Below are 20382 nucleotides of genomic sequence, written 5' to 3'. Positions count from 1 at the left end.
TCACATCTATTCGTAACGCATTATTTGCTCAGGACTGGCATGGATTCGGATGTGAAATTGATCGTTTCCAGCATTCTTAGCAAAGCGCGTACTGTATCCAGTGAGGTCATGCAGACAATGCCATTCTCAACTGCTTCGCGGCGGATACGGAATCCATCACGCTCTGGCGTTTTGCCTTTGGTCAGCGTATTGAAGACAAAGTTGGCTTCACCCGTACGGATCATATCCAGGATGTTCGGATTCCCTTCGCTCAGCTTATTGATCGTGTTCACTGGAATGTTGGCTTGCTCCATAGCAGCCGCTGTTCCACCTGTTGCAATAATTTTATAGCCCAGTCTGTAAAAGCCCTGCATCAACTCGACAGCTTCTTCCTTGTCCTTATCTGCCACTGTAATGATGATCGCTCCAGTGGATGGAATTTTCATACCAGCCCCCACAAGTCCTTTGTACAGGGCTTTGGCATACTGAATGTCGCGTCCCATAACTTCACCTGTCGATTTCATTTCCGGGCCCAGCGTCGGCTCTACACGGCGCAGTTTGGCAAAGGAGAATACCGGAACCTTAACCGAGACATAATTACTTTCAGGCCATAGACCTTCTGAATAACCTGCATCTTTAAGCTTACCGCCCAAAATAGCCTGTGTAGCCAGATTCGCCATTGGGATATTTGTTACTTTACTCAAGAAAGGAACTGTCCGCGAGGAGCGAGGATTAACCTCGATCACGTACACCTCGTCTTGATGAATAACAAACTGGATATTTACCAGACCGATCGTTTTCAATTCCTTAGCGATGCTGATTGTAATTTCCACAATTTTTTGTTTCAACTCGGCAGACAAGTGCTGTGGTGGATACACCGCGATCGAGTCACCTGAGTGAACCCCGGCCCGTTCTACATGCTCCATAATGCCTGGTACCAATACTGTCTCGCCGTCGCAGATGGCGTCGACCTCAACTTCTTTACCCAGCATATAACGGTCGATAAGCACCGGATGCTCTGGATTGATTTTAACCGCTTCTTCCATGTACCGCAGCAATTCCGTATCTGAGTACACGATTTCCATAGCGCGCCCGCCCAAAACGTAGGATGGCCGTACCAGGACCGGATAGCCTAGCGCCTGTGCGGTTCCCACTGCTTCATCTACCGATGTGACCGTGTTGCCTTTAGGCTGTGCGATAGCCAGACGAGACAAAAGTTGCTCGAACTTTTTCCGGTCTTCCGCTTCATCGATACTTTCCAGACTCGTACCCAAAATATTCACGCCTGCCGCGCTCAGCGGAGCTGCGAGATTAATGGCCGTTTGACCACCGAACTGGACGATAACCCCAATCGGTTTTTCCTGCTCGATGACATTCATGACATCTTCGAAGAAGAGCGGTTCAAAGTAGAGGCGGTCGGATGTGTTAAAGTCCGTAGATACCGTCTCCGGGTTGTTATTGATAATCACTGCTTCGTAGCCCGCTTTTTGAATAGCCCATACCGCATGTACGGTGGAGTAATCAAATTCAATCCCTTGCCCGATCCGAATCGGTCCGGAGCCGAGTACGATAACTTTCTCTTTGCTAGATGGAATCACTTCATTTTCCACCTCGTAAGAGGAGTAGTAGTACGGAGTTGTGGCTTCAAACTCGGCTGCGCACGTATCTACCATTTTGTAGACCGGACGCAGGTTTTGAGCTAGACGGAATTCACGTACCTCACGCTCGGTTATCATACTGTCGTTTTGGCCCATACTGCGAATCTCGGCGATCGAGCGGTCAGTAAAACCTTTACGTTTGGCCTGATAGAGTGTTTCGTAGGTGAGCTCAGACTCTCCAGCGATGATGGCTTCAAACTTGACGATTCCCTCTACCTTATCGAGGAACCACCAGTCAATTTTCGTCAAATCTTGAATCTCCTGCTGCTGCCAGCCGCGACGGAACGCCTCAGCTACCAAGAACAACCGCTCATCATCTGCTTTAATCAGGCGATCCTTGAGCACGTCATCAGACAGCTGTTCGGCTCCCTTAAGATGCAGACGGTGTACACCGATTTCCAACGACCGTACCGCTTTATGGATGGATTCTTCGAATGTGCGTCCGATGGCCATGACTTCACCCGTTGCTTTCATTTGCGTGCCCAGCTTGCGGTTGGCAGAAATGAATTTGTCAAATGGCCAGCGTGGTATTTTGCTCACGATGTAATCCAGTGTTGGCTCAAAGCAAGCATACGTTTGTCCCGTTACCGGATTCACAATTTCATCCAACGTGTAGCCCAGTGCAATTTTGGCAGCCATTTTAGCAATCGGATATCCGGTTGCCTTGGAAGCCAGCGCCGAGGAGCGACTTACGCGCGGGTTTACTTCAATTACATAGTATTGATAGCTGTGCGGATCAAGCGCAAACTGTACATTACAGCCGCCTTCGATATTGAGGGCGCGGATAATTTTCAGAGAAGCGGAGCGCAGCATCTGGTATTCGCGATCTGACAGCGTCTGACTCGGAGCTACGACGATACTGTCGCCAGTATGCACGCCGACTGGATCAAAGTTCTCCATATTACAGACAACGATGCAGTTATCATTGCCGTCACGCATGACCTCATATTCGACTTCCTTCATACCTGCGATACTCTTTTCCACCAAACATTGTCCGATTGGACTGTATCTCAAGCCAGAGCTGACGGTTTCACGCAGTTCTTCTTCTGTGGAGCAGATACCACCGCCTGTTCCCCCTAGCGTATAAGCTGGGCGAACAATAATTGGATAACCGATTTCGTTAGCAAATTCTAACGATTCTTCCAAGGTTGTTACAATTACACTCTCTGGTACAGGCTGTTCCAACTCACGCATCAAATCACGGAACAGATCACGATCTTCGGCTTTTTCTATTGAATTCAGTTGAGTTCCCAGCAGCTTGACGTTTTCACGCTCCAGCACTCCGGCACGAGCCAGTTCCACTGCCATATTCAGACCTGTCTGTCCTCCCAGCGTAGGAAGCAGACCATCTGGACGCTCTTGACGGATAATCTGTGTTACAAAATCAAGTGTAATCGGCTCGATGTATACTTTGTCTGCCATGTTGGTGTCTGTCATGATGGTTGCCGGATTACTGTTGATCAGTACTACCTCGACGCCTTCTTCTTTGAGCGCTTGACAAGCTTGTGTACCAGCGTAATCAAATTCTGCTGCCTGACCAATGACGATAGGACCGGAACCGATCACAAGTATTTTTTTAAGTTCTGTATTTTTCGGCATATTAGCGCTCTCCTCTCACTGCGGCGGCGATAGCAGCCTGACGCGGTTGCTTTGGATGATTTCTTTTGTGCTCACGGATCATGTCCAGAAAGCGGTCAAACAGGTAGCCATTATCGTAAGGTCCTGGTGCAGCCTCTGGATGATATTGCACCGAAAACGCGGGATACTTGGTATGTTTAAGACCTTCAATCGTTTTATCGTTGTTATTAATATGCGTCACTTCAAGCTCAGTACCTTGGATCGAATCCTCATTCACCGTGTAGCCGTGATTTTGTGATGTGATAAAGCAGCGTCCGCTCTCCAGTTCTTTCACCGGATGGTTACCACCACGATGTCCGAATTTCAGCTTTTCCGTATCCGCTCCCGAAGCTAAAGCGAACAACTGGTGTCCCAAGCAAATTCCGAAAATCGGATATTCCCCTAACAGTTCAGCTACCGTACGAACAGCATGGGGTACGTCTTTTGGATCTCCAGGGCCGTTAGACAGCTGGATACCGTCCGGGTCCAAGCGACGAATTTCCTCAGCCGTCGTATCATGTGGAACGACAACTACATCGCAGTCCCGTTTGTTAAGTTCGCGCAAAATGCCGCTTTTGGCACCGTAGTCAATCAATACGATCCGCTCTCCGTTGCCAGGACTGCTGTACGGATGAGGTGTGGAAGTCATAGGAACCTGATTGCGCAGTTCTTCAATGGTCAAGTCAGACATCATTTCTTTCAGTTCTTCCAGCGGCTGGGAACCAGTCGTCAAAATGCCCTTCATCGTGCCGTGATGGCGAATAATCCGGGTAAGCATGCGGGTGTCGATGTCGCTAATGCCAATGATGCCATATTCCTTCAGCAAATCGCCCACGCTGTATTGAGCACGCCAGTTACTTGGCGCTGGCTCGTAATGTCTAACAGCAAAGCCATGGACATAAGGCCGTACCGATTCAAAGTCATCACGAGTAATTCCATAGTTGCCAATCAGCGGGTAAGTCATCGTTACGATTTGTCCGCAGTAAGAGGGATCAGTCAGCACCTCTTGATAGCCTGTAATCCCTGTGTTGAAAACGACCTCGCCTGTTTTATCACCTTCCGCACCAAATGATGTGCCTGTAAACAGCGTGCCGTCCTGAAGTAACAATCTTGCCTGCATCCCGTCTCACTCCTCTATATTGTTTCCTGCTATAAGGTTCTATTTTTTTAGTGGTTTCTATTTATTTTGCTTCGTCAGCAGACCATACCAGTTTGCCGTCTACCCAAGTTTTCACAGGCCAGCCTTTGAGCTTCCAGCCTGTAAAAGGAGTGTTGCGTCCTTTGCTGGCAAACGTTTGTGGATCAACTGCCTGCTCCTGCTCCAGATCAATCATGGTCAGGTCAGCTGGAGCTCCTTCTTCCAGGCGTCCCGTATCAAGGCGGAAGACACGCGCTGGATCAGCAGTCATACGACGCACCAGAAAGTCCAGCGTCCACTGTCCGGTAGCTACGAATTTCGTGTACAACAGCGGGAAGGCCGTCTCAAATCCAACGATCCCAAATGGCGCCAGCTCCATCCCTCTTGCCTTCTCTTCCTCACTGTGCGCTGCATGGTCGGTTACGACGATGTCAATCGTACCGTCTTCCAGTCCCTCGATGCATGCCTGCACATCACGTGGGGAGCGGAGCGGAGGATTCATTTTCCAGTTCGCATCCAGCCCAGGAATGTCCTCATCTGACAATACCAAGTGGTGCGGGCATACCTCAGCCGTTACCTTGATGCCAAAAGATTTCGCGTGGCGGATTAACCGCACTGACTGCTCTGTGCTGACATGGCATACATGATAGTGTGCCCCGGTTGCCTCGGATAACAAAATGTCTCGTCCGACGTGAATGGCTTCGGATTCGTTCGGAATGCCTTTAAGTCCGTGGCGCTTGGCAAATTCGCCGTCCGTCACAGCCGCTCCTTCAACAAGCGTGTTATCTTCACAGTGTGCAATAACCGGCATATCCAGTGCTTTGGCCCACGCCATGGCGTCCTTCATCATTTGCGCGCTTTGCACCCCGACACCATCGTCAGTAAAGCCGATTGCACCTGCTGCTTTGAGCGCTTCAAAATCTGTCAGCTCACGACCCAGTTCGTTTTTCGTAATGGCTGCGTAAGGAAGAACCTTGGCAAGCCCGGCTTCCTGTCCCTTTTTCAATACCAGCTGGACTGTGTCGACATTGTCCGTCACTGGACGTGTGTTTGGCATGCAGGCAATCGTGGTAAATCCACCTTTCACCGCCGCGCAGCTGCCCGTTTCAATCGTTTCTTTATATTCAAAGCCAGGTTCTCTCAGATGCACATGCATATCGATTAAACCGGGGATGACCAGCTTGCCCTGGGCGTCGATTTTTTCGACTTCGCGCTCCTGTCCAGATGCCCCTTCTTCTACAAGTAGGCTAACTCCAGCATCCGCATTTGCAATAGCCAAAATCTTTCCGTCGGCGATTAGGATGGATTTCAATTCAGCCTCGCCCTGCTCGTTCAATACGCTTGCATTCATAATTAATTGTTTCATCTGAAATATTCCTCCGCTCAGTTTTCTGCAACTTTTCCTACAATCCTACTGACAGCTTCTACAGCTTCATTGCCCGTTCCATAACCGCCATGCGGATCGGAACCCCGTTTGCCATTTGCGGAAAAATTCGCGATTGTTCGCTTTCCACAACTGCACTATCAATTTCCACATTCCGATTCACTGGAGCTGGATGCATGATAATTGATCCGGGCTTCAGGTTCGCTGCTCTTTTCTCTGTCAAACCGTACTGCTCTCGGTACTCATCCGCTGAGCGCAACATCCCTTCGGCATGCCGTTCCAGCTGTACCCGAAGCATCATGACCACGTCCGCCTGTAGTGCCTCTTGCATTGGAACATAAGGCGCGTACGCCGCAAGATCAGGTGCTTGCATATTATCAGGAGCGCAGAAGCTAACCTTGGCTCCGAATTTTTGCAAGGCCCACAGATTCGAGCGAGCGACACGGCTGTGCAGAATGTCTCCTATGATGGATACTCTCAAGCCTTTAAGCTCACCGAAAGTTTTGCGCATGGTGTACAGGTCCAGCAGAGCCTGTGTTGGATGCTCATTGTTGCCGTCCCCTGCATTAACCAGTGGAACACTGACCTTCTCAGCGAGCTCTTGCAGCACCCCGGCTGGCTTTAACCGGATGACTCCTGCATCAATGCCCATGGATTCGAGCGTACGTACTGTATCGTAAATGGACTCCCCTTTTTCCACACTGGAAGCCGCAGCGGAAAAGTTCAAAACCTGAGCGCCCAGCCGCTTCTCTGCCATTTCAAAAGAAAAGCGGGTGCGAGTGCTGTTTTCAAAAAACATGTTGGCTGCAAAGCGTGATTGCAGTACTGGAACCAGTTTTTCTGGTTGAGATTCCCAATAATGAGCGCGATCCAGAATGGACTCGATTTCATTTCGGCTAAGTTCCTTTAACCCGAGCAGGCTACGTTCTTTAAGTTGACTGGCTGTTGTGATCATAGCTGTTCCCCCCGGTTCTGAATGATTGTCACTTCGTCCTTACCGTCCGTCTCTTGAAGGGCTACTACGATTTCCTCAGATTTGGAGGTCGGGATGTTCTTGCCGATGTAATCCGGACGAATCGGAAGCTCACGGTGTCCGCGATCTGCTAGCACTGCCAGCTGAATCATTTGCGGTCGTCCGCAGTGCATCAATGCATCCATCGCCGCGCGGATGGTGCGGCCTGTGTACAGCACATCGTCAAAGAGAATGACTTTCTTATCATGAACCGATACGTCAGCAGGATTCATCAAAAGCTCTTTTCCATTTCCTTTAGCTTCGGCTACGCTGCTCCGGTCATCTCGGTAGGCTGTGACATCCAGCTCTCCCCATGGAATTGGTGCGCCTTCAATCTCAGCAATTTTTTCAGCCAGGCGTTGCGCCAGATGAACTCCGCGTGTTCGAATACCTACTAGCACACAATCGTCAATACCTTTGTTTTTCTCCAAAATTTCATGTGCAATCCGTGTCAATGCCCGACGAATCGCAATTTCATCCATCAGTACATGTGTTTCATGACTCATGCTTCCAGCCTCCTCAGGTGATGTTCCCTTCAGACCTGGTCCCGTGTTCGGATACAAAAAAAGACTCCTTGCCCAAGTTTGGCAAGGAGTCTCGTGTGAACAGTCTTCTACTGTTCTCCGATCTCTCGGACACACTGAAGACATACCGCCGCAGCGGATGCACTGATCAGTGATCCATTCACGTTACCTTGCCAGCCTCACGGGACTGATTTAAAGGTGCTATTCAGGATTTCCTTTGTCCTGCTTCTCATAGTGTGAGATGGTTAGCCATCTCTTGGACAAAGTTCATCGCAACTACAAGAAGTATGACAGATTGAAAATCGTGTGTCAACACCCGTTCAACCGGAACCACCGGAAGCACTCTAATAATTATACAACTTCATTGTATAATTATCCATAGTTGTTTTTACCCATACCTTATCCCACAATAAAAAAACCGCCATTTAGGCGGTTTAACTTAATAATTTATTCAGGTTTGTGAATGGGAATGCAAATTGTCATTGTTTTAGCGACTACGCAGGGACGCTAACACATCCTCCATATCAGGAGGGATCGGTCTGTTGAATTCCATGTACTCTCCAGTGGATGGATGCTTAAAGCCCAGTACCGCCGCATGCAGCGCCTGACCATCCATACGAACCCCTTTGCTGCGCCCATACATAGGGTCGCCAACCAATGGGTGTCCAATAAATTTCATGTGAACACGAATTTGGTGTGTGCGTCCTGTTTCCAATTGAAGTTCAAGCAGGGTATAATCCCCCAACCGTTCAATGACGAGAAAATGGGTGACTGCATGCTTGCTGTTACGTTCCGTCACTGTGAACAATTTGCGATCACCGGAATCGCGGCCAATCGGAGCATCTACCGTTCCCTGATCGTGGCTCAAATGACCGTGAACTAAGGCTATATATTTCCGAGTCACACTATGGTCCTTAAGCTGTGCTGCAAGTGATGCGTGAGCCTGATCATTTTTAGCCGCCATCAGCAGTCCTGATGTATCCTTATCAATACGGTGAACAATACCAGGACGTAATTCCCCGTTGATGCCGGAAAGATCGTGACAGTGGTACATCAGTGCGTTAACCAATGTTCCCGAAGAGTGTCCCGGTGCAGGATGCACGACCAGACCACGTTGCTTGTTAATAACAATAACGTCCGAGTCCTCGTAAACGACATCCAACGGAATATTTTCCGGTACAATATCTACACTTTCTGGCTCCGGTACCGATAATACAATCCGATCTCCTTCAGCCAGCTTGTAGTTCGCCTTGATCGCCGTACCGTTCACCAGCACGCGACCATTTCCGATCCACAGCTGTATCTGAGAACGAGACACTTCCTTCATTTCTTCGGCGATATATTTGTCTATACGCGTTTTGGCATCCCCGGAATCGGCCGTCCATTCCAGAGATTCACCCTCCAGTTCGTCCTCATAAGACAGACCTGCGGCTTCGCCGTTTTCATTCACTTCGCTCATGCTATGACTTCCCTTCAATGCTATCATTGCCATTTCCTTTTTCCCGACGCGATTCCAGCAATGTATCCAAAATAATCAGTGCTACACCGATGACAATCGCCGAATCTGCCACATTAAAAATGGGGAACGTATAGCTCCCAAAATTAAATTGTGCAAAATCAACTACTTCCCCTGAAATAGCTCGATCCAAAAAGTTACCGACTGCTCCCCCCAGCACCAAACTTAGCGCAACAGGAAGTAGCTTTTGTCCAGCCTTGACTGTTTTTATCAGGTACCAGACGATACCAATCACCACTACAATTGTAATCACGATAAAAAGCCAACGTTGACCTTCCAAAATCCCAAAAGCGGCTCCACGATTTCGATGGGAGGTGATTAAAAAGAAATTGCCGATAACTGGTATTTGTTCGTACAATTCCATCCGCGTAGCCACCAAATATTTGACTCCCTGATCAATCAAAAAAATAATTAGCGCAATACCAAAATAAATCACAGTCCCTCGTCACTCCGATCCGCTTATATCCGTTGTTGAACCCATTTATTGTAGCATAAGCATTCTCAGATCGTCCACGAATCCCGCAAGCTTCAAGTACAGATCATCCATAAAATGAACTCCTTCGCATTTGATTAGAATTTCCTATGTAAAAGAGGTCTTCCCGGTGCAAACTACATGGAGCATACTCGTCACAACGCATGCGCATGTAAACCTAGAACAAGGAGAGGATTCCATGTCCCCATTGACGGAGCAACAATTGCAGGGCTTGCGTAACGAACTGCTGGAACGCAAAAAAGAAATTGAGCATCGTTTGCAAAACAACGACCATTACGGACTCGGCGATTCCCAACGCGACCAAACCGGCGAGCTTTCTCCTATTGATAACCACCCAGGAGACCTGGCTACCGAAACCTACGAGCGAGCCAAGGATATCTCCTTACTGGAACACGACGAATTCCAATTAGAACGCATCGAATCAGCTCTGATGGCTATGGAAAAGGGGACGTATGGCATTTGTGCCGCCAGCGGTAAACCCATTCCCTATGAGCGCCTACTGGCTGTTCCCTATACCATTTACTGTAAAGAGTACAGTCCCGAAACAGAAGTGTCTAACCGCCGCCCAGTAGAGGAAGAATTTCTCGCTCCCTCGTTCGGCAGAACGAGTCTAGATGAGCGTGATGATCAAAACGGCTTCGACGGTGAAGATGCTTGGCAGATCGTCGAAAATTGGGGTACCTCTAACACACCAGCCATGGCCGAAAGTGGAGAAATCCACAGTTATGATGATATGGAAATTGAAGCAGGCGACGATAATATGGGCTTCGTAGAGCCATACGAAAGCTTTATTGCTACTGACATTTATGGACAAAATGTATCTGTTATTCGCAGCTCCATTTATCAGCGTTATATCGAAGATGGCGAGGGCGAAGGTCTACTGGAGCCGGATACGCACGAAGACGAATCGTGAACTTCAAAGTGGAGATCGCTGCCTAATAGGTGGTAAGCTCCAATTGTCGCTGTACGATCCGTACAATATCAGCGATATAATCACCGATAATCGGCAAATTCAACGCTCCGAGCACTTGCAGCACATAAATAATGGTAGCGGCAAAAAAAGTAAAACCTAGCGCGATGCCGATTCCCCGGGAAACGCCTGATATTAGATTTAGCCAGAGTAATCGCCAAGGCTTATTCAGCAGCAAAGCGTAATCTGCAATACGTGTCCGTTCCATCTGCTCTGACACAGCACGTATCAGCTTTTCAACACGACTTAATTGCTCTGCCTGATTACCTGTTTTGCTTTTATCTGCGGCTATGGCAGCCCCTTCTCCGTTCATACCTCGGAGACTCCTTCCCTGTCTACGCCTTGATCGTGCCGTCATATGCACAATCCCCCTTTTTTCCATGGCTGCCCTGAACGCAGCAAACGAGCCGAAGCACGTAACGGAGAAAACCCGTTTCCGATGCTTAGGCTCGTTTTTATATGCTGCCTGTTATTGTATTATGGGACAGGGGGCTTGTAATTATTCCCCAATATGAACGCCGATGGTTTTACCGTTCACTTCCACATGTTCTGCCGGTTCGGCTTGACCAAATGTCACAGTAGTAACCAATACGTTCTCACGCAACACAGAGTCGAAGCTTTCGATGGCCAGACGCAGCTCATTATCTACATTCAACGTCAACGCCACATACTTTTCAATCGGCAGATCCAGTTTTTTACGATAATCCTGTACCGCACGAACCACTTCACGTACCCAGCCCTCTTGCTCCAGCTCCGGTGTAATGTCTGTGTTCAACGCTACCGTTAAGCCATAACCGGAAGCAGAAGCGAAGCCTTCTTTCGCTTTTTTCTCCACCAGCAATTCTTCGGCCGTAACTTGCAGTTCTTCACCTTCTGGAGAAGCGACGTTTAACACTCCTTTTTCTACAACAGAACGGGTATCCTCAGCAGACATTCCTTTGAAAAAGTTTTGTAGGAAACCGACATTTTTGCCGTATTTCTTGCCTGCTACTTTCAAATTCAGTTTTAGTGTAAAATCTACAAAGCCGCTATCGTCCGTCTCCACATGAATATGCTTCACGTTAATCTCATCTTTGATGATTTCCTCATAGCCACTCAGTTCAAAGTCCTGATCCATGGACAGAATCAACTCGGACAACGGTTGACGCGTTTTCAAACCCGTTTCGTTGCGGACGTTACGCGCCAATTCAACGACACGGCGTGCCGTTTCCATATCTCGTTCCAGTTCCAGATCGATCAAGGACTCATTGGCAGTCGGATAGTCATCCAGATGAACACTTTCCCCGTTGCTTAGGTTGAGGTAAATATCCTCTGCAAGCAGTGGTGTAAATGGCGCAAGCAGTTTGGCAGTCGTTAATAGCACCTCAGTCAGTGTACGGTATGCATCCAGCTTATCTTCTGTAAGACCATTGCCCCAGAATCGGTCGCGTGAACGACGGATATACCAGTTGCTCAGCTCATCCACAAACGATTCAATTGCTTTAGATGAGTTCAGGAAGTCATTTACAGCCAGCGCTTTGTCCACTACCAAAATGAGGCTGTTCAGACGGGACAAAATCCAACGATCCAACTTATGGGCCGATGGTTTGAACGGATGCTGTGCCGGATCAAATCCGTCGATATCTGCATACAAGGTCAGAAAAGCGTGTGTATTGACAAGCGTATCGACCAGCTTCGATTTAGCCTCACCTACAATGCCTTTGGAGAAACGTTTGCTATTCCATGGTGCACTATCGGACAGCAATGCCCAACGGAAAGCATCTGTACCGTACTCGTCAATCACTTCCCACGGATCAATAACATTACCCTTGGATTTAGACATTTTCTGCCCTTGCTCATCCAGTACATGGCCTGTCGCCATGACAGCTTTATAAGGAGCTTTGCCAGTCAGCATAGTCGAAACCGCAAGCAAGCTATAGAACCAGCCACGAGTCTGGTCAATTCCTTCACAGATCATATCTGCCGGAAATTGCTGCTCGAACGTTTCATTATTCTCAAAAGGATAATGATGCTGCGCAAACGGCATGGAGCCGCTATCGAACCATACGTCGATTACTTCCGGTGTACGAGTCATTTCGTATTTACCGCATTGGCTACGAACCTTGATATCATCTACATATGGTTTGTGCAGCTCGATATCCGCTGGTACGTCGCCGATCGCACGTTCCCTCAACTCAGCAATACTATGCGGAGCGAACTGTTCTCCAGTTTCCTCACAAACCCAGATGTTCAGTGGTGTACCCCAATAACGATCGCGACTGATGTTCCAATCCACCAGTTCTTCCAAGAACTTGCCGAAACGTCCTTCACGTATATGACCCGGGTACCATTCGACTTCGCTGTTGTTAGCAATCAGTTGATCCTTAATCGCAGTTGTTTTGATAAACCAGCTGTCCATAGCATAGTACAATAATGGAGTATCGCAGCGCCAGCAGAACGGATAGCTATGCTCGTATTTTTCCTTGCTGTACAGCAAACCTTTTTCGGACAGCATTTTAACAATATCCACATCACAGTCTTTCACAAAACGGCCTGCAAAATCAGTGATTTCCTCTACATAGTTACCTTGAAGATCCACCACGTTGATGAATTCAACACCATTTTCACGGCATACCCGGTAATCATCCTCACCATGCGCCGGAGCCATATGAACGATACCTGTACCGCTGGAGTCTGTTACGAACTTCGCACCCAGAATCTGATTACCCTTCTCAACCTGAAAATACGTAAATGGCGGGGTATACGTTTGGCCAACCAGTTCTGAACCGGATAGCGTGCCAATCACTTCATGATCGCCTTTAATGACGTCCTCAACCAGATTTTTAGCAACGATGTATACACCGTCTTCCTGCTTCACACGTGCATATTCCAGTTCAGGGTTGACGGCGAGCGCCACGTGACTCGGCAAGGTCCAAGGTGTAGTCGTCCAAGCCAGTACATATTCACCACTGTTATGCAGCTTGAATTTGGCCGTGGCGCTCAGATCCTTCACATCTTTGTAGCCCTGCGCTACTTCATGAGAACTTAGCGTCGTCTGACAATCCGGGCAATACGGACTCACACGATGACCACGATACAGCAGATCTTTTTCATGAATCGTCGCCAAAATGTTCCATACGCTCTCGATATAGTTATTATCCAATGTAATGTACGGGTTATCGAGGTCTGTCCAATATCCGATCGCTTCGGTTAGATCACGCCATTGTTGCTCGTACTCAAACACGCTCGCCTTACATTTTTTAATAAACTTTTCAACGCCGTATTCTTCAATTTCAGGTTTGTGGGAGATTCCCAGCTGCTTTTGTACACCCAATTCTACCGGCAAGCCATGCGTGTCCCAGCCTGCCTTACGTACGACGCGGTATCCCTTCATTGTCTGATAGCGACCGACGAAATCCTTAATTACACGGCCCAGCACGTGACCGATATGCGGTTTACCGTTAGCTGTTGGTGGGCCTTCATAAAACACAAAATTTGGCTTTCCTTCACGATTTGTGATGGATTTACGGAATGTGTCCTCCTGCTTCCATTTGCTCAGGATGCGTAGGTCACGAGACCGTGCTTTTTCTTTAACATCCACTCTGTTCATACTGTCATACTCCCTCTCTGCTCATCATTGATTTCTCTAGCATTTCCTAAAAAAAGCAACAAAAAAAGCCCCATCCCTGTAAAGGGACGAGACTGTGCTCGCGTTACCACCCTGATTCCGTAAAAACAGACCATTAAAAATACAGTCTCATCACGGCTCTCTGAGCCCCACTCAACTACAGCAGGGCGCCATTATAACGCATGGCAAACGGTGATTGCTTACACACGCCATAAATCTTAAGCGCTTCAGCTCACTTCTCCGGGAGGATCTTCGGTCATGTTCTGAACGTTGGCTTGCACCGGAAGGCCAACTCTCTGAGGGACAAATCATGACGTACTCGTTCCCATCAACGAATTAAACATGTTAAATTCATCGAAATCAGCAACATCGTTGCCTTGAATAACAATCATCAGCCGACAGACGGATAACCATTGAATTCAGTATAGTATTTACAGTTATAGCCTGTTTAAAGATAAAAGTCAACCCTAACAAAGCCTAATAAAAGCTTGTCAGAAATGAAATTAGTAAATTTCTTTCATCTCACGCTCGCGCTCCAGTACTTCGCGTTCCCGGTTTTCAAGTGCTTCCCAGCCGTCATGGCTTAACAAGTCAAGCTGTGCTTCCACCAGTGTACGAAACCGTGCTCGGTAAATCGATGCCTGCTTCTTCAGTTCTTCAACCTCCAACGCGATCTTGCGGGATTTGGACAATGCTTCGTTCACAATACGGTCCGCATTTTTTTCCGCTTCCTTCACGATCAGTTGGGATTCTTTCTTGGCGTTGTTACGAACTTCATCAGCCGCTTCCTGCGCTACGATAATCGTCTTACTCAGCGTATCCTCAATCGTCGCGAAATGATCGAGCTTCTCCTGTACGTTCAATAACTCGGTGCTCAGTTCTTTATTTTCACGAATAACGCCCTCGTAATCTTTGATCACCTGATCCAAAAATTCATTAACCTGATCCTCATCATAACCGCGAAGCCGGCGGGCAAATTCCTTGTTATGTATATCCAATGGCGTTAATGGCATGCCGTCCACCTCCTATAAGATTGACAAAAAATACATTTTCCGCGTCACGACGCTCACTATCATCTATCGGTCATCATACCCCGTTTTGTGAATACTGTACAGAGCAAAATCGTTCCAGTTCTCCGCTATAGCTTAATTTTTTCGACAGAAAGCTCGTGATTCCTGCCTACAGCTATACAAACTTACCAATTTTGACACGGAATCTTCCCTTTTTTGTCATCCCGTCTGTTTCAAGCACTTTGAAACGCCCAAAACCCTGCATGGAAATAACGTCCCCCGCTTTAAGTGGAGTGGATGGATTCTCCTCCACCTTCCAATTTACCCGGCACCGCCCCGACCGAATCGGTGTTAATATTTTACTTCGGCTTAGCTTGTACACGTCGCTGGCAATACCGTCCAGGCGCAAGGAAGCGACCGTCAGATCTAGCGCATCTAATGCAACTTCCTTCGTTCGCAGACTCGCTACAGGCAACAGTTCTGTCCATACATGAACACGATGTACCTGCTGTAAATGCATCGTCATAAAATCACCAATCTCTGAAGCTACCAATACATGGCACCCATCATCCAGTACATGAATGTCCCCGATTTTCCCACGTTTGATTCCAAGCCCCAGTAGGGCACCTAGATAATCACCGTGCTCAAGGGTACCTATTTTATGATCGTCAGATGTGATGGAAAGGACCTGAATCCCCATCTCCTCACCGTCCAAATACGAATAATCGGGCGCAATCAGCGCCCGCTTTCGTTCCGAAGCCATGTATCCGCCATCTACCCTAATCGTGACCTTGTCTTCCTTCGAAGCAAGTGTCTCCAATATGTACTGTTGGCGCGGGTCCAAAAAATCAGTCAGCTTCTGCTCATGATAAGCTCCCGCATGACTGATCCATTCGGAAGCGCGATCCACATAGTCCCGTTCATCCGGGTGAAAATGCTCATAAATCTCAGTTCGCATAACTCCTCCTAGACGAAATTACCAATTAAAGAAATCAAACCGTACGACGCAAAACGCAGAGCAATCAGCGCAACGATGGGTGAAATATCAATCATCCCGAAGATTGGCGGTATAAACCTGCGAAAAGGAGACAAATACGGCTCCACAAACTTGGCAAGTAAATCACCAATTACACTCTCTCTGGCATTAGGAAGCCATGACAGCAGAACATATGCAATGATCATGTACGAATAAATCTGAAATAGCCAGTAAATTACCTCGATCAAGAAAAGTTCACCTCATTCTGTTAAGTTCTTGTTCAGTGTCAGCCAGTATTTCTGTAATAGAGCCTTGAATCTCAACCGTATCTGGTGTACACAGAAAAATATTATTCCCGACCTTGGAAATACCACCACCCAGTGCATACACAGTACCACTCAAAAAATCAATAATGCGCAGCGCCTGATCCTTGCGAATTCGTTGCAAATTAACTACGACGGTGCGATGGGAACGGATATGGTCGGCAATTTCCTGTGCTTCATCATAAGAACGCGGCTCATACAGGACAACTTTCACATTTTTCTGTGAATGGATGCTGACAACATTAGTGCCCTTCTGGTTCTTACGTTTATCAAAGCTTGGGGTTTCAATTTCTTGATCTTCCGGCGTATTCATAACCTCTCGCTCTATAACTTCCTCTTCTTCCTGAAGCCCCAGAAAGTTCATGAACTTATTCATTACGCCCAATGGAAATCCTCCTCTCGTCCGACCAGTACGGAACCAAGCCGCAGCCAGGTCGCTCCCTCTTCAACTGCCACTTCAAAATCATTGGACATCCCCATTGACAAGTGAACGATGGGTTCTCTGGTCAAGGCTTGTCCATTTAACGTATCCCGTAATTCACGCAATCCCCGAAACACAGGCCGAGTTTTTTCCGGGTCTTCTTCATGAGGAGCCATCGTCATCAAGCCGATCACGTCCACATGCTCCAACTCGCGAATTTGTTCCAAGAAGGGGGCAACCGCCTCAGAGGACAAGCCATATTTGGACAATTCTCCAGAAATATTGACTTGCACAAAAGCTTTAACTCGCAGTCCTAGAGCGGCTGCCTTCTTGTCCAATTCCTGAGCGAGCGATAAGCGGTCAAGCGAATGTATAAATTTAAATTTTCCAATCACATCTTTAACCTTATTCGTTTGGAGATGACCAATAAAATGCCACGTTCCCCGGTCACCCAACTTGCTCCATTTATCCGCAGCATCCTGCCAGCGATTTTCGCCCACATGCTCCAAGTTGCTATCCAATACAGATGTCATTGTCGCCGCCGAAACATATTTCGTGACAGCGATCACATTAACTTCATCACGCGAACGTCCGCTTCGGGCACATGCCGCTTCTACCCGGGCATTCACTTCTTTAATTCGTTCCTCCAAAGACACGGGAGGACTCACCTCTCTTCCAGACCAATCCAACTCGCCATTCTTCCTGTGACGCCGCCTTCTTTGCGATATGAAAAAAACAAATCGCTACGGCTACTCGTGCATAAGGTAGTACATTCGATATGGCTCGGCAATATTCCTGCTTTCATCATAATGTGTCGATTGCATTGTTTCAAGTCAAGTAGTGTTTTTCCGTCGGTTAAGGGGAAGTAAACAGAACCTTCCCATTTATCATTACCCGGGCAATCATGCTCCAAAACCCGAATTTGGCTCATCACGTGCTCATCCACCTCATAGGATTCAGAACCAATGGAAGGACCGATAGCTGCTAGCAAATCGGATGGCTGAGATCCATATTCGTTCTGCATGGTCTGTACCATTTTCAATGCGATTTCCGCAACGGTTCCCTTCCAGCCTGCATGCGCCAACCCAATCACACGGCGCACTGGATCACAAAAATATAATGGTACACAGTCTGCATAAAAGGACGTCAGCAAAATGCCAGGTACATTCGTCAAAAGTCCATCTGTGTCCTGAAAAGCGGATGCACGATCCCTAAAGCCCCGCCCGCGATCAGCAGCCTTGACGACAGCAACATGATGACCATGAACCTGCTCACCGCACGTCCATGCTTCAGCAGAAAAACCAAGCTGCTCAGCAATGAGCTGCCGATTACGAATGACTTTCTCGGTGTCATCCCCTACATGAAACGCACAGTTCAGACTAGCGTAGGGCACCTCACTGACACCGCCATGACGACCTGTAAAACCCGCTGTTAATCCCTGAACCTGCCGCTCCCAAGATTGAATATATAACAACTCCGGTACGGGACGTCCGCCATCTTGCATTGGCTTTGCCCCCGTAGCCTCGGTATTCACTACAAATGGTTCCATTCATTCTCACCTCTACTGCCCAGTGTACCAAAAAGCCGCCGCCGTGTCTTCACAACACACTAAAATACGTAGATCTGCAAGTTCAGAAGCCCCTTCGGTCACTCCGCTCTTGACGTTCGATATACAACTTTTCTTCCCCTTCACCCGGCGGCTCTTGCAATCCTTCCAGTCGTACAAGCACAACATCCGAACCGATTTTCACAATGTTGCGCCACGGAATGACCAACTCGCTTCCGCCTCCAAACCAGCCCATAAAACGACTGCTGCCTGGAACCACAATGGCTTCAATTTTCCCCTGCCGCACGTCAATCTCCAAATCACTGATTTGTCCCAGGCGTCGTCCATCTACAATGTTAATGACATCCTTGGTTTGAAACTCGGAAATTTTCATTGCTCTTACTGACGTTTCCGGTGCACTCACACGCATCACATCCTTTATTTCACTATATGAGCGGAAGAGCCCAAAAAATGTCCTGTAAACGCAAAAACGATCCAAGTAGGATCGTTTTTATCGTTGGATCATTCAAGCATTCATTTCATTAGGACTTTACATGTTTTTGCATTTGCTGTATAGCCGACTTCTCTAATCTTGAAACCTGGGCTTGAGAGATACCGATTTCGTCGGCAACCTCCATTTGCGTCTTTCCTTCATAAAAACGCATAGACAATATCATCTTTTCACGCTGGCCCAGGCGATGCATCGCTTCCCGCAGAGCGATTTCCTCAATCCATGAGACGTCTTTATTTCTGTCATCACTGATCTGATCCATCACATAGATTGGGTCGCCCCCGTCGTGATATATCGGCTCGAACAGCGAAACCGGATCCTGAATCGCATCCAACGCGAACACAACGTCTTCTTTAGGCACATTCAGTGCCTCTGAAATTTCAAAAATCGTTGGTTCTCGCGAGTTCAGATTCGTCAGACTGTCCCGCACCTGAAGCGCCTTATATGCAATATCCCGTAACGAACGAGACACACGGATCGGATTGTTATCCCGCAAATAACGGCGGATCTCTCCGATAATCATCGGCACCGCATAAGTGGAGAACTTTACGTTTTGCGAAAGGTCAAAATTATCAATCGCCTTCATTAGGCCGATACATCCTACCTGAAACAAATCGTCCACAAACTCTCCCCGATTGTTAAATCGTTGAATCACACTCAGGACGAGCCGGAGATTGCCGTTGACCAATTTTTCTCTGGCTGATCGTTCATTATTTTGCTGAAGTGATGTGAACAACTCGCGCATTTCTGCATTGGTTAATACCGGCAGTTTGGCGGTATCCACACCGCAAATTTCCACTTTGTTTCGGGTCATCGTGTCTTACCTCCCAAGGAGCAACATTAATGTACATTATCTCCTGAGGGCATTTTTTTATTCGCCATTTCCATCGCTTCCGGATATACCCATGCATTATACCATTTTATTAAATTCTTTTCGTAAGCGCTTTATAATTCGCTTTTCCAGACGCGAAATATACGATTGCGAGATACCCAACAGGTCAGCAACATCCTTCTGTGTCTTCTCCTCTCCGTCTTGTAAGCCGAAGCGCAGCTCCATAATCAAACGCTCTCGATCCGTCAATTTATCCAGTGCCTTATGCAATAATTTACGGTCCACCTGCTCCTCAATATTACGGTAAATGGTATCATTTTCCGTGCCCATCACATCAGAAAGCAACAATTCATTACCGTCCCAATCTATATTCAGAGGCTCATCAAAAGAAACTTCCGTTCTCGTTTTACTATTGCGACGCAAATACATCAAAATCTCATTCTCAATGCATCGAGAAGCGTATGTGGCAAGTTTGATTTTCTTCTCCGGATCAAAAGTGTTAACCGCTTTGATTAGTCCAATAGCACCGATGGATACGAGATCCTCAATGTTGATGCCCGTATTCTCAAATTTACGGGCAATATATACGACTAACCGCAAATTTCTTTCGATTAGCATCGACCGTACTGCCGCATCTCCAGAAGAAAGTTTTCCCAGCAAATATTCTTCTTCGTCTCTCGTCAGCGGTGGGGGGAGCGCCTCGCTGCCGCCAATATAATAAATTTCTTCACTTTTTAGCCCAAATAAAAATAAAATACGATAATATTGCAATTGCAATGCTAACCTAATTTTCATCTTCAATTTCATCTGTTCCCGCATATCATTCTCCCCCTTTTGAAAATAGTGCAATTCCAGCTGTGCTCCG

At 47.5% G+C, this 20382-nt stretch carries 19 protein-coding genes and 1 other annotated feature; of the genes, 1 reads left to right on the top strand and 18 read right to left on the bottom strand.

The annotated features are described in order from the left end of the window. Window positions 1-20: 20 nt before the first annotated feature. From carB to lspA, 7 genes are all read right to left on the bottom strand, one after another. Complete coding sequence (carB, locus tag NLX73_RS02530; protein WP_254325287.1) at window positions 21-3236, bottom strand: carbamoyl-phosphate synthase large subunit; 3216 nt, start codon at window positions 3234-3236, stop codon at window positions 21-23. 1 nt (window position 3237) lies between these two features. Next, the gene (gene carA, locus NLX73_RS02525) at window positions 3238-4374 is read right to left on the bottom strand and encodes a glutamine-hydrolyzing carbamoyl-phosphate synthase small subunit (RefSeq protein ID WP_025718621.1); all 1137 of its coding nucleotides are present in this window, start codon (window positions 4372-4374) and stop codon (window positions 3238-3240) included. Between the two features lie 61 nt (window positions 4375-4435). Next, window positions 4436-5758 (bottom strand): dihydroorotase, encoded by a 1323-nt coding sequence (locus tag NLX73_RS02520; protein WP_254325286.1) that lies wholly within the window; start codon window positions 5756-5758, stop codon window positions 4436-4438. A 58-nt stretch (window positions 5759-5816) separates the two neighbouring features. After that, window positions 5817-6731 carry an aspartate carbamoyltransferase catalytic subunit gene (locus tag NLX73_RS02515; RefSeq protein WP_061828498.1) on the bottom strand — a complete coding sequence of 305 codons (915 nt, stop codon included), beginning with the start codon at window positions 6729-6731 and terminating at the stop codon, window positions 5817-5819. Next, window positions 6728-7294, bottom strand: a complete 567-nt coding sequence (gene pyrR / locus NLX73_RS02510; protein WP_023989428.1) for a bifunctional pyr operon transcriptional regulator/uracil phosphoribosyltransferase PyrR — start codon at window positions 7292-7294, stop codon at window positions 6728-6730. The genes NLX73_RS02515 and pyrR overlap by 4 nt, the downstream gene beginning before the upstream one ends. Window positions 7295-7799: 505 nt before the next feature. Then, window positions 7800-8771: an RluA family pseudouridine synthase gene (locus NLX73_RS02505; protein ID WP_069289976.1), complete on the bottom strand. Its 972-nt coding sequence runs from the start codon at window positions 8769-8771 to the stop codon at window positions 7800-7802. A gap of 1 nt (window position 8772) precedes the next feature. Further along, a complete protein-coding gene (gene lspA / locus NLX73_RS02500; protein ID WP_254325285.1) occupies window positions 8773-9264 on the bottom strand; it encodes a signal peptidase II in 492 nt (163 codons plus the stop codon). Window positions 9265-9499: 235 nt separating this feature from the next. On the opposite strand from lspA, the gene NLX73_RS02495 reads away from it, so the two are divergent. Then, entirely contained in the window at window positions 9500-10234 is a 735-nt protein-coding gene (locus tag NLX73_RS02495) for a TraR/DksA C4-type zinc finger protein (protein ID WP_069289977.1), read from the top strand. Between the two features lie 22 nt (window positions 10235-10256). On the opposite strand, the gene NLX73_RS02490 is transcribed toward NLX73_RS02495, so the two are convergent. The 11 genes from NLX73_RS02490 to sigE all read right to left on the bottom strand — a co-directional run bounded on the left by NLX73_RS02490 (window position 10257) and on the right by sigE (window position 20336). After that, window positions 10257-10604, bottom strand: a complete 348-nt coding sequence (locus NLX73_RS02490) for a DUF5665 domain-containing protein (protein ID WP_165178377.1) — start codon at window positions 10602-10604, stop codon at window positions 10257-10259. A 186-nt stretch (window positions 10605-10790) separates the two neighbouring features. After that, entirely contained in the window at window positions 10791-13880 is a 3090-nt protein-coding gene (gene ileS, locus NLX73_RS02485; protein WP_254325284.1) for an isoleucine--tRNA ligase, read from the bottom strand. A 79-nt stretch (window positions 13881-13959) separates the two neighbouring features. Then, window positions 13960-14239, bottom strand: a binding site (T-box leader). Window positions 14240-14401: 162 nt separating this feature from the next. Next, complete coding sequence (locus NLX73_RS02480) at window positions 14402-14911, bottom strand: DivIVA domain-containing protein (RefSeq protein WP_254325283.1); 510 nt, start codon at window positions 14909-14911, stop codon at window positions 14402-14404. A 172-nt stretch (window positions 14912-15083) separates the two neighbouring features. Continuing rightward, window positions 15084-15866: a YlmH family RNA-binding protein gene (locus NLX73_RS02475; RefSeq protein WP_254325282.1), complete on the bottom strand. Its 783-nt coding sequence runs from the start codon at window positions 15864-15866 to the stop codon at window positions 15084-15086. An 8-nt stretch (window positions 15867-15874) separates the two neighbouring features. Further along, complete coding sequence (locus NLX73_RS02470) at window positions 15875-16132, bottom strand: YggT family protein (protein ID WP_023989436.1); 258 nt, start codon at window positions 16130-16132, stop codon at window positions 15875-15877. A gap of 7 nt (window positions 16133-16139) precedes the next feature. Then, on the bottom strand, window positions 16140-16592 hold the full coding sequence (locus NLX73_RS02465) for a cell division protein SepF (RefSeq protein WP_013311078.1): 453 nt from the start codon (window positions 16590-16592) through the stop codon (window positions 16140-16142). After that, complete coding sequence (locus NLX73_RS02460; protein WP_254325281.1) at window positions 16583-17284, bottom strand: YggS family pyridoxal phosphate-dependent enzyme; 702 nt, start codon at window positions 17282-17284, stop codon at window positions 16583-16585. The genes NLX73_RS02465 and NLX73_RS02460 overlap by 10 nt, the downstream gene beginning before the upstream one ends. 8 nt (window positions 17285-17292) lie before the next feature. Next, window positions 17293-18177 (bottom strand): peptidoglycan editing factor PgeF, encoded by an 885-nt coding sequence (pgeF, locus tag NLX73_RS02455; protein WP_254325280.1) that lies wholly within the window; start codon window positions 18175-18177, stop codon window positions 17293-17295. Window positions 18178-18259: 82 nt separating this feature from the next. Continuing rightward, entirely contained in the window at window positions 18260-18604 is a 345-nt protein-coding gene (locus NLX73_RS02450; RefSeq protein ID WP_172828260.1) for a YlmC/YmxH family sporulation protein, read from the bottom strand. 112 nt (window positions 18605-18716) lie between these two features. Beyond that, on the bottom strand, window positions 18717-19499 hold the full coding sequence (sigG, locus tag NLX73_RS02445; protein WP_007431182.1) for an RNA polymerase sporulation sigma factor SigG: 783 nt from the start codon (window positions 19497-19499) through the stop codon (window positions 18717-18719). A gap of 96 nt (window positions 19500-19595) precedes the next feature. Next, window positions 19596-20336 carry an RNA polymerase sporulation sigma factor SigE gene (gene sigE / locus NLX73_RS02440; RefSeq protein WP_013311082.1) on the bottom strand — a complete coding sequence of 247 codons (741 nt, stop codon included), beginning with the start codon at window positions 20334-20336 and terminating at the stop codon, window positions 19596-19598. Window positions 20337-20382 lie beyond the last annotated feature (46 nt).

It is taken from the genome of Paenibacillus sp. CH40, from assembly GCF_024213605.1.
In the GTDB taxonomy this organism is placed as follows: Bacteria; Bacillota; Bacilli; order Paenibacillales; family Paenibacillaceae; genus Paenibacillus; species Paenibacillus polymyxa_B.
The sequence above is the reverse complement of the archived record's forward strand: the minus strand, read 5'-3'. Positions and strand labels throughout refer to the sequence as shown.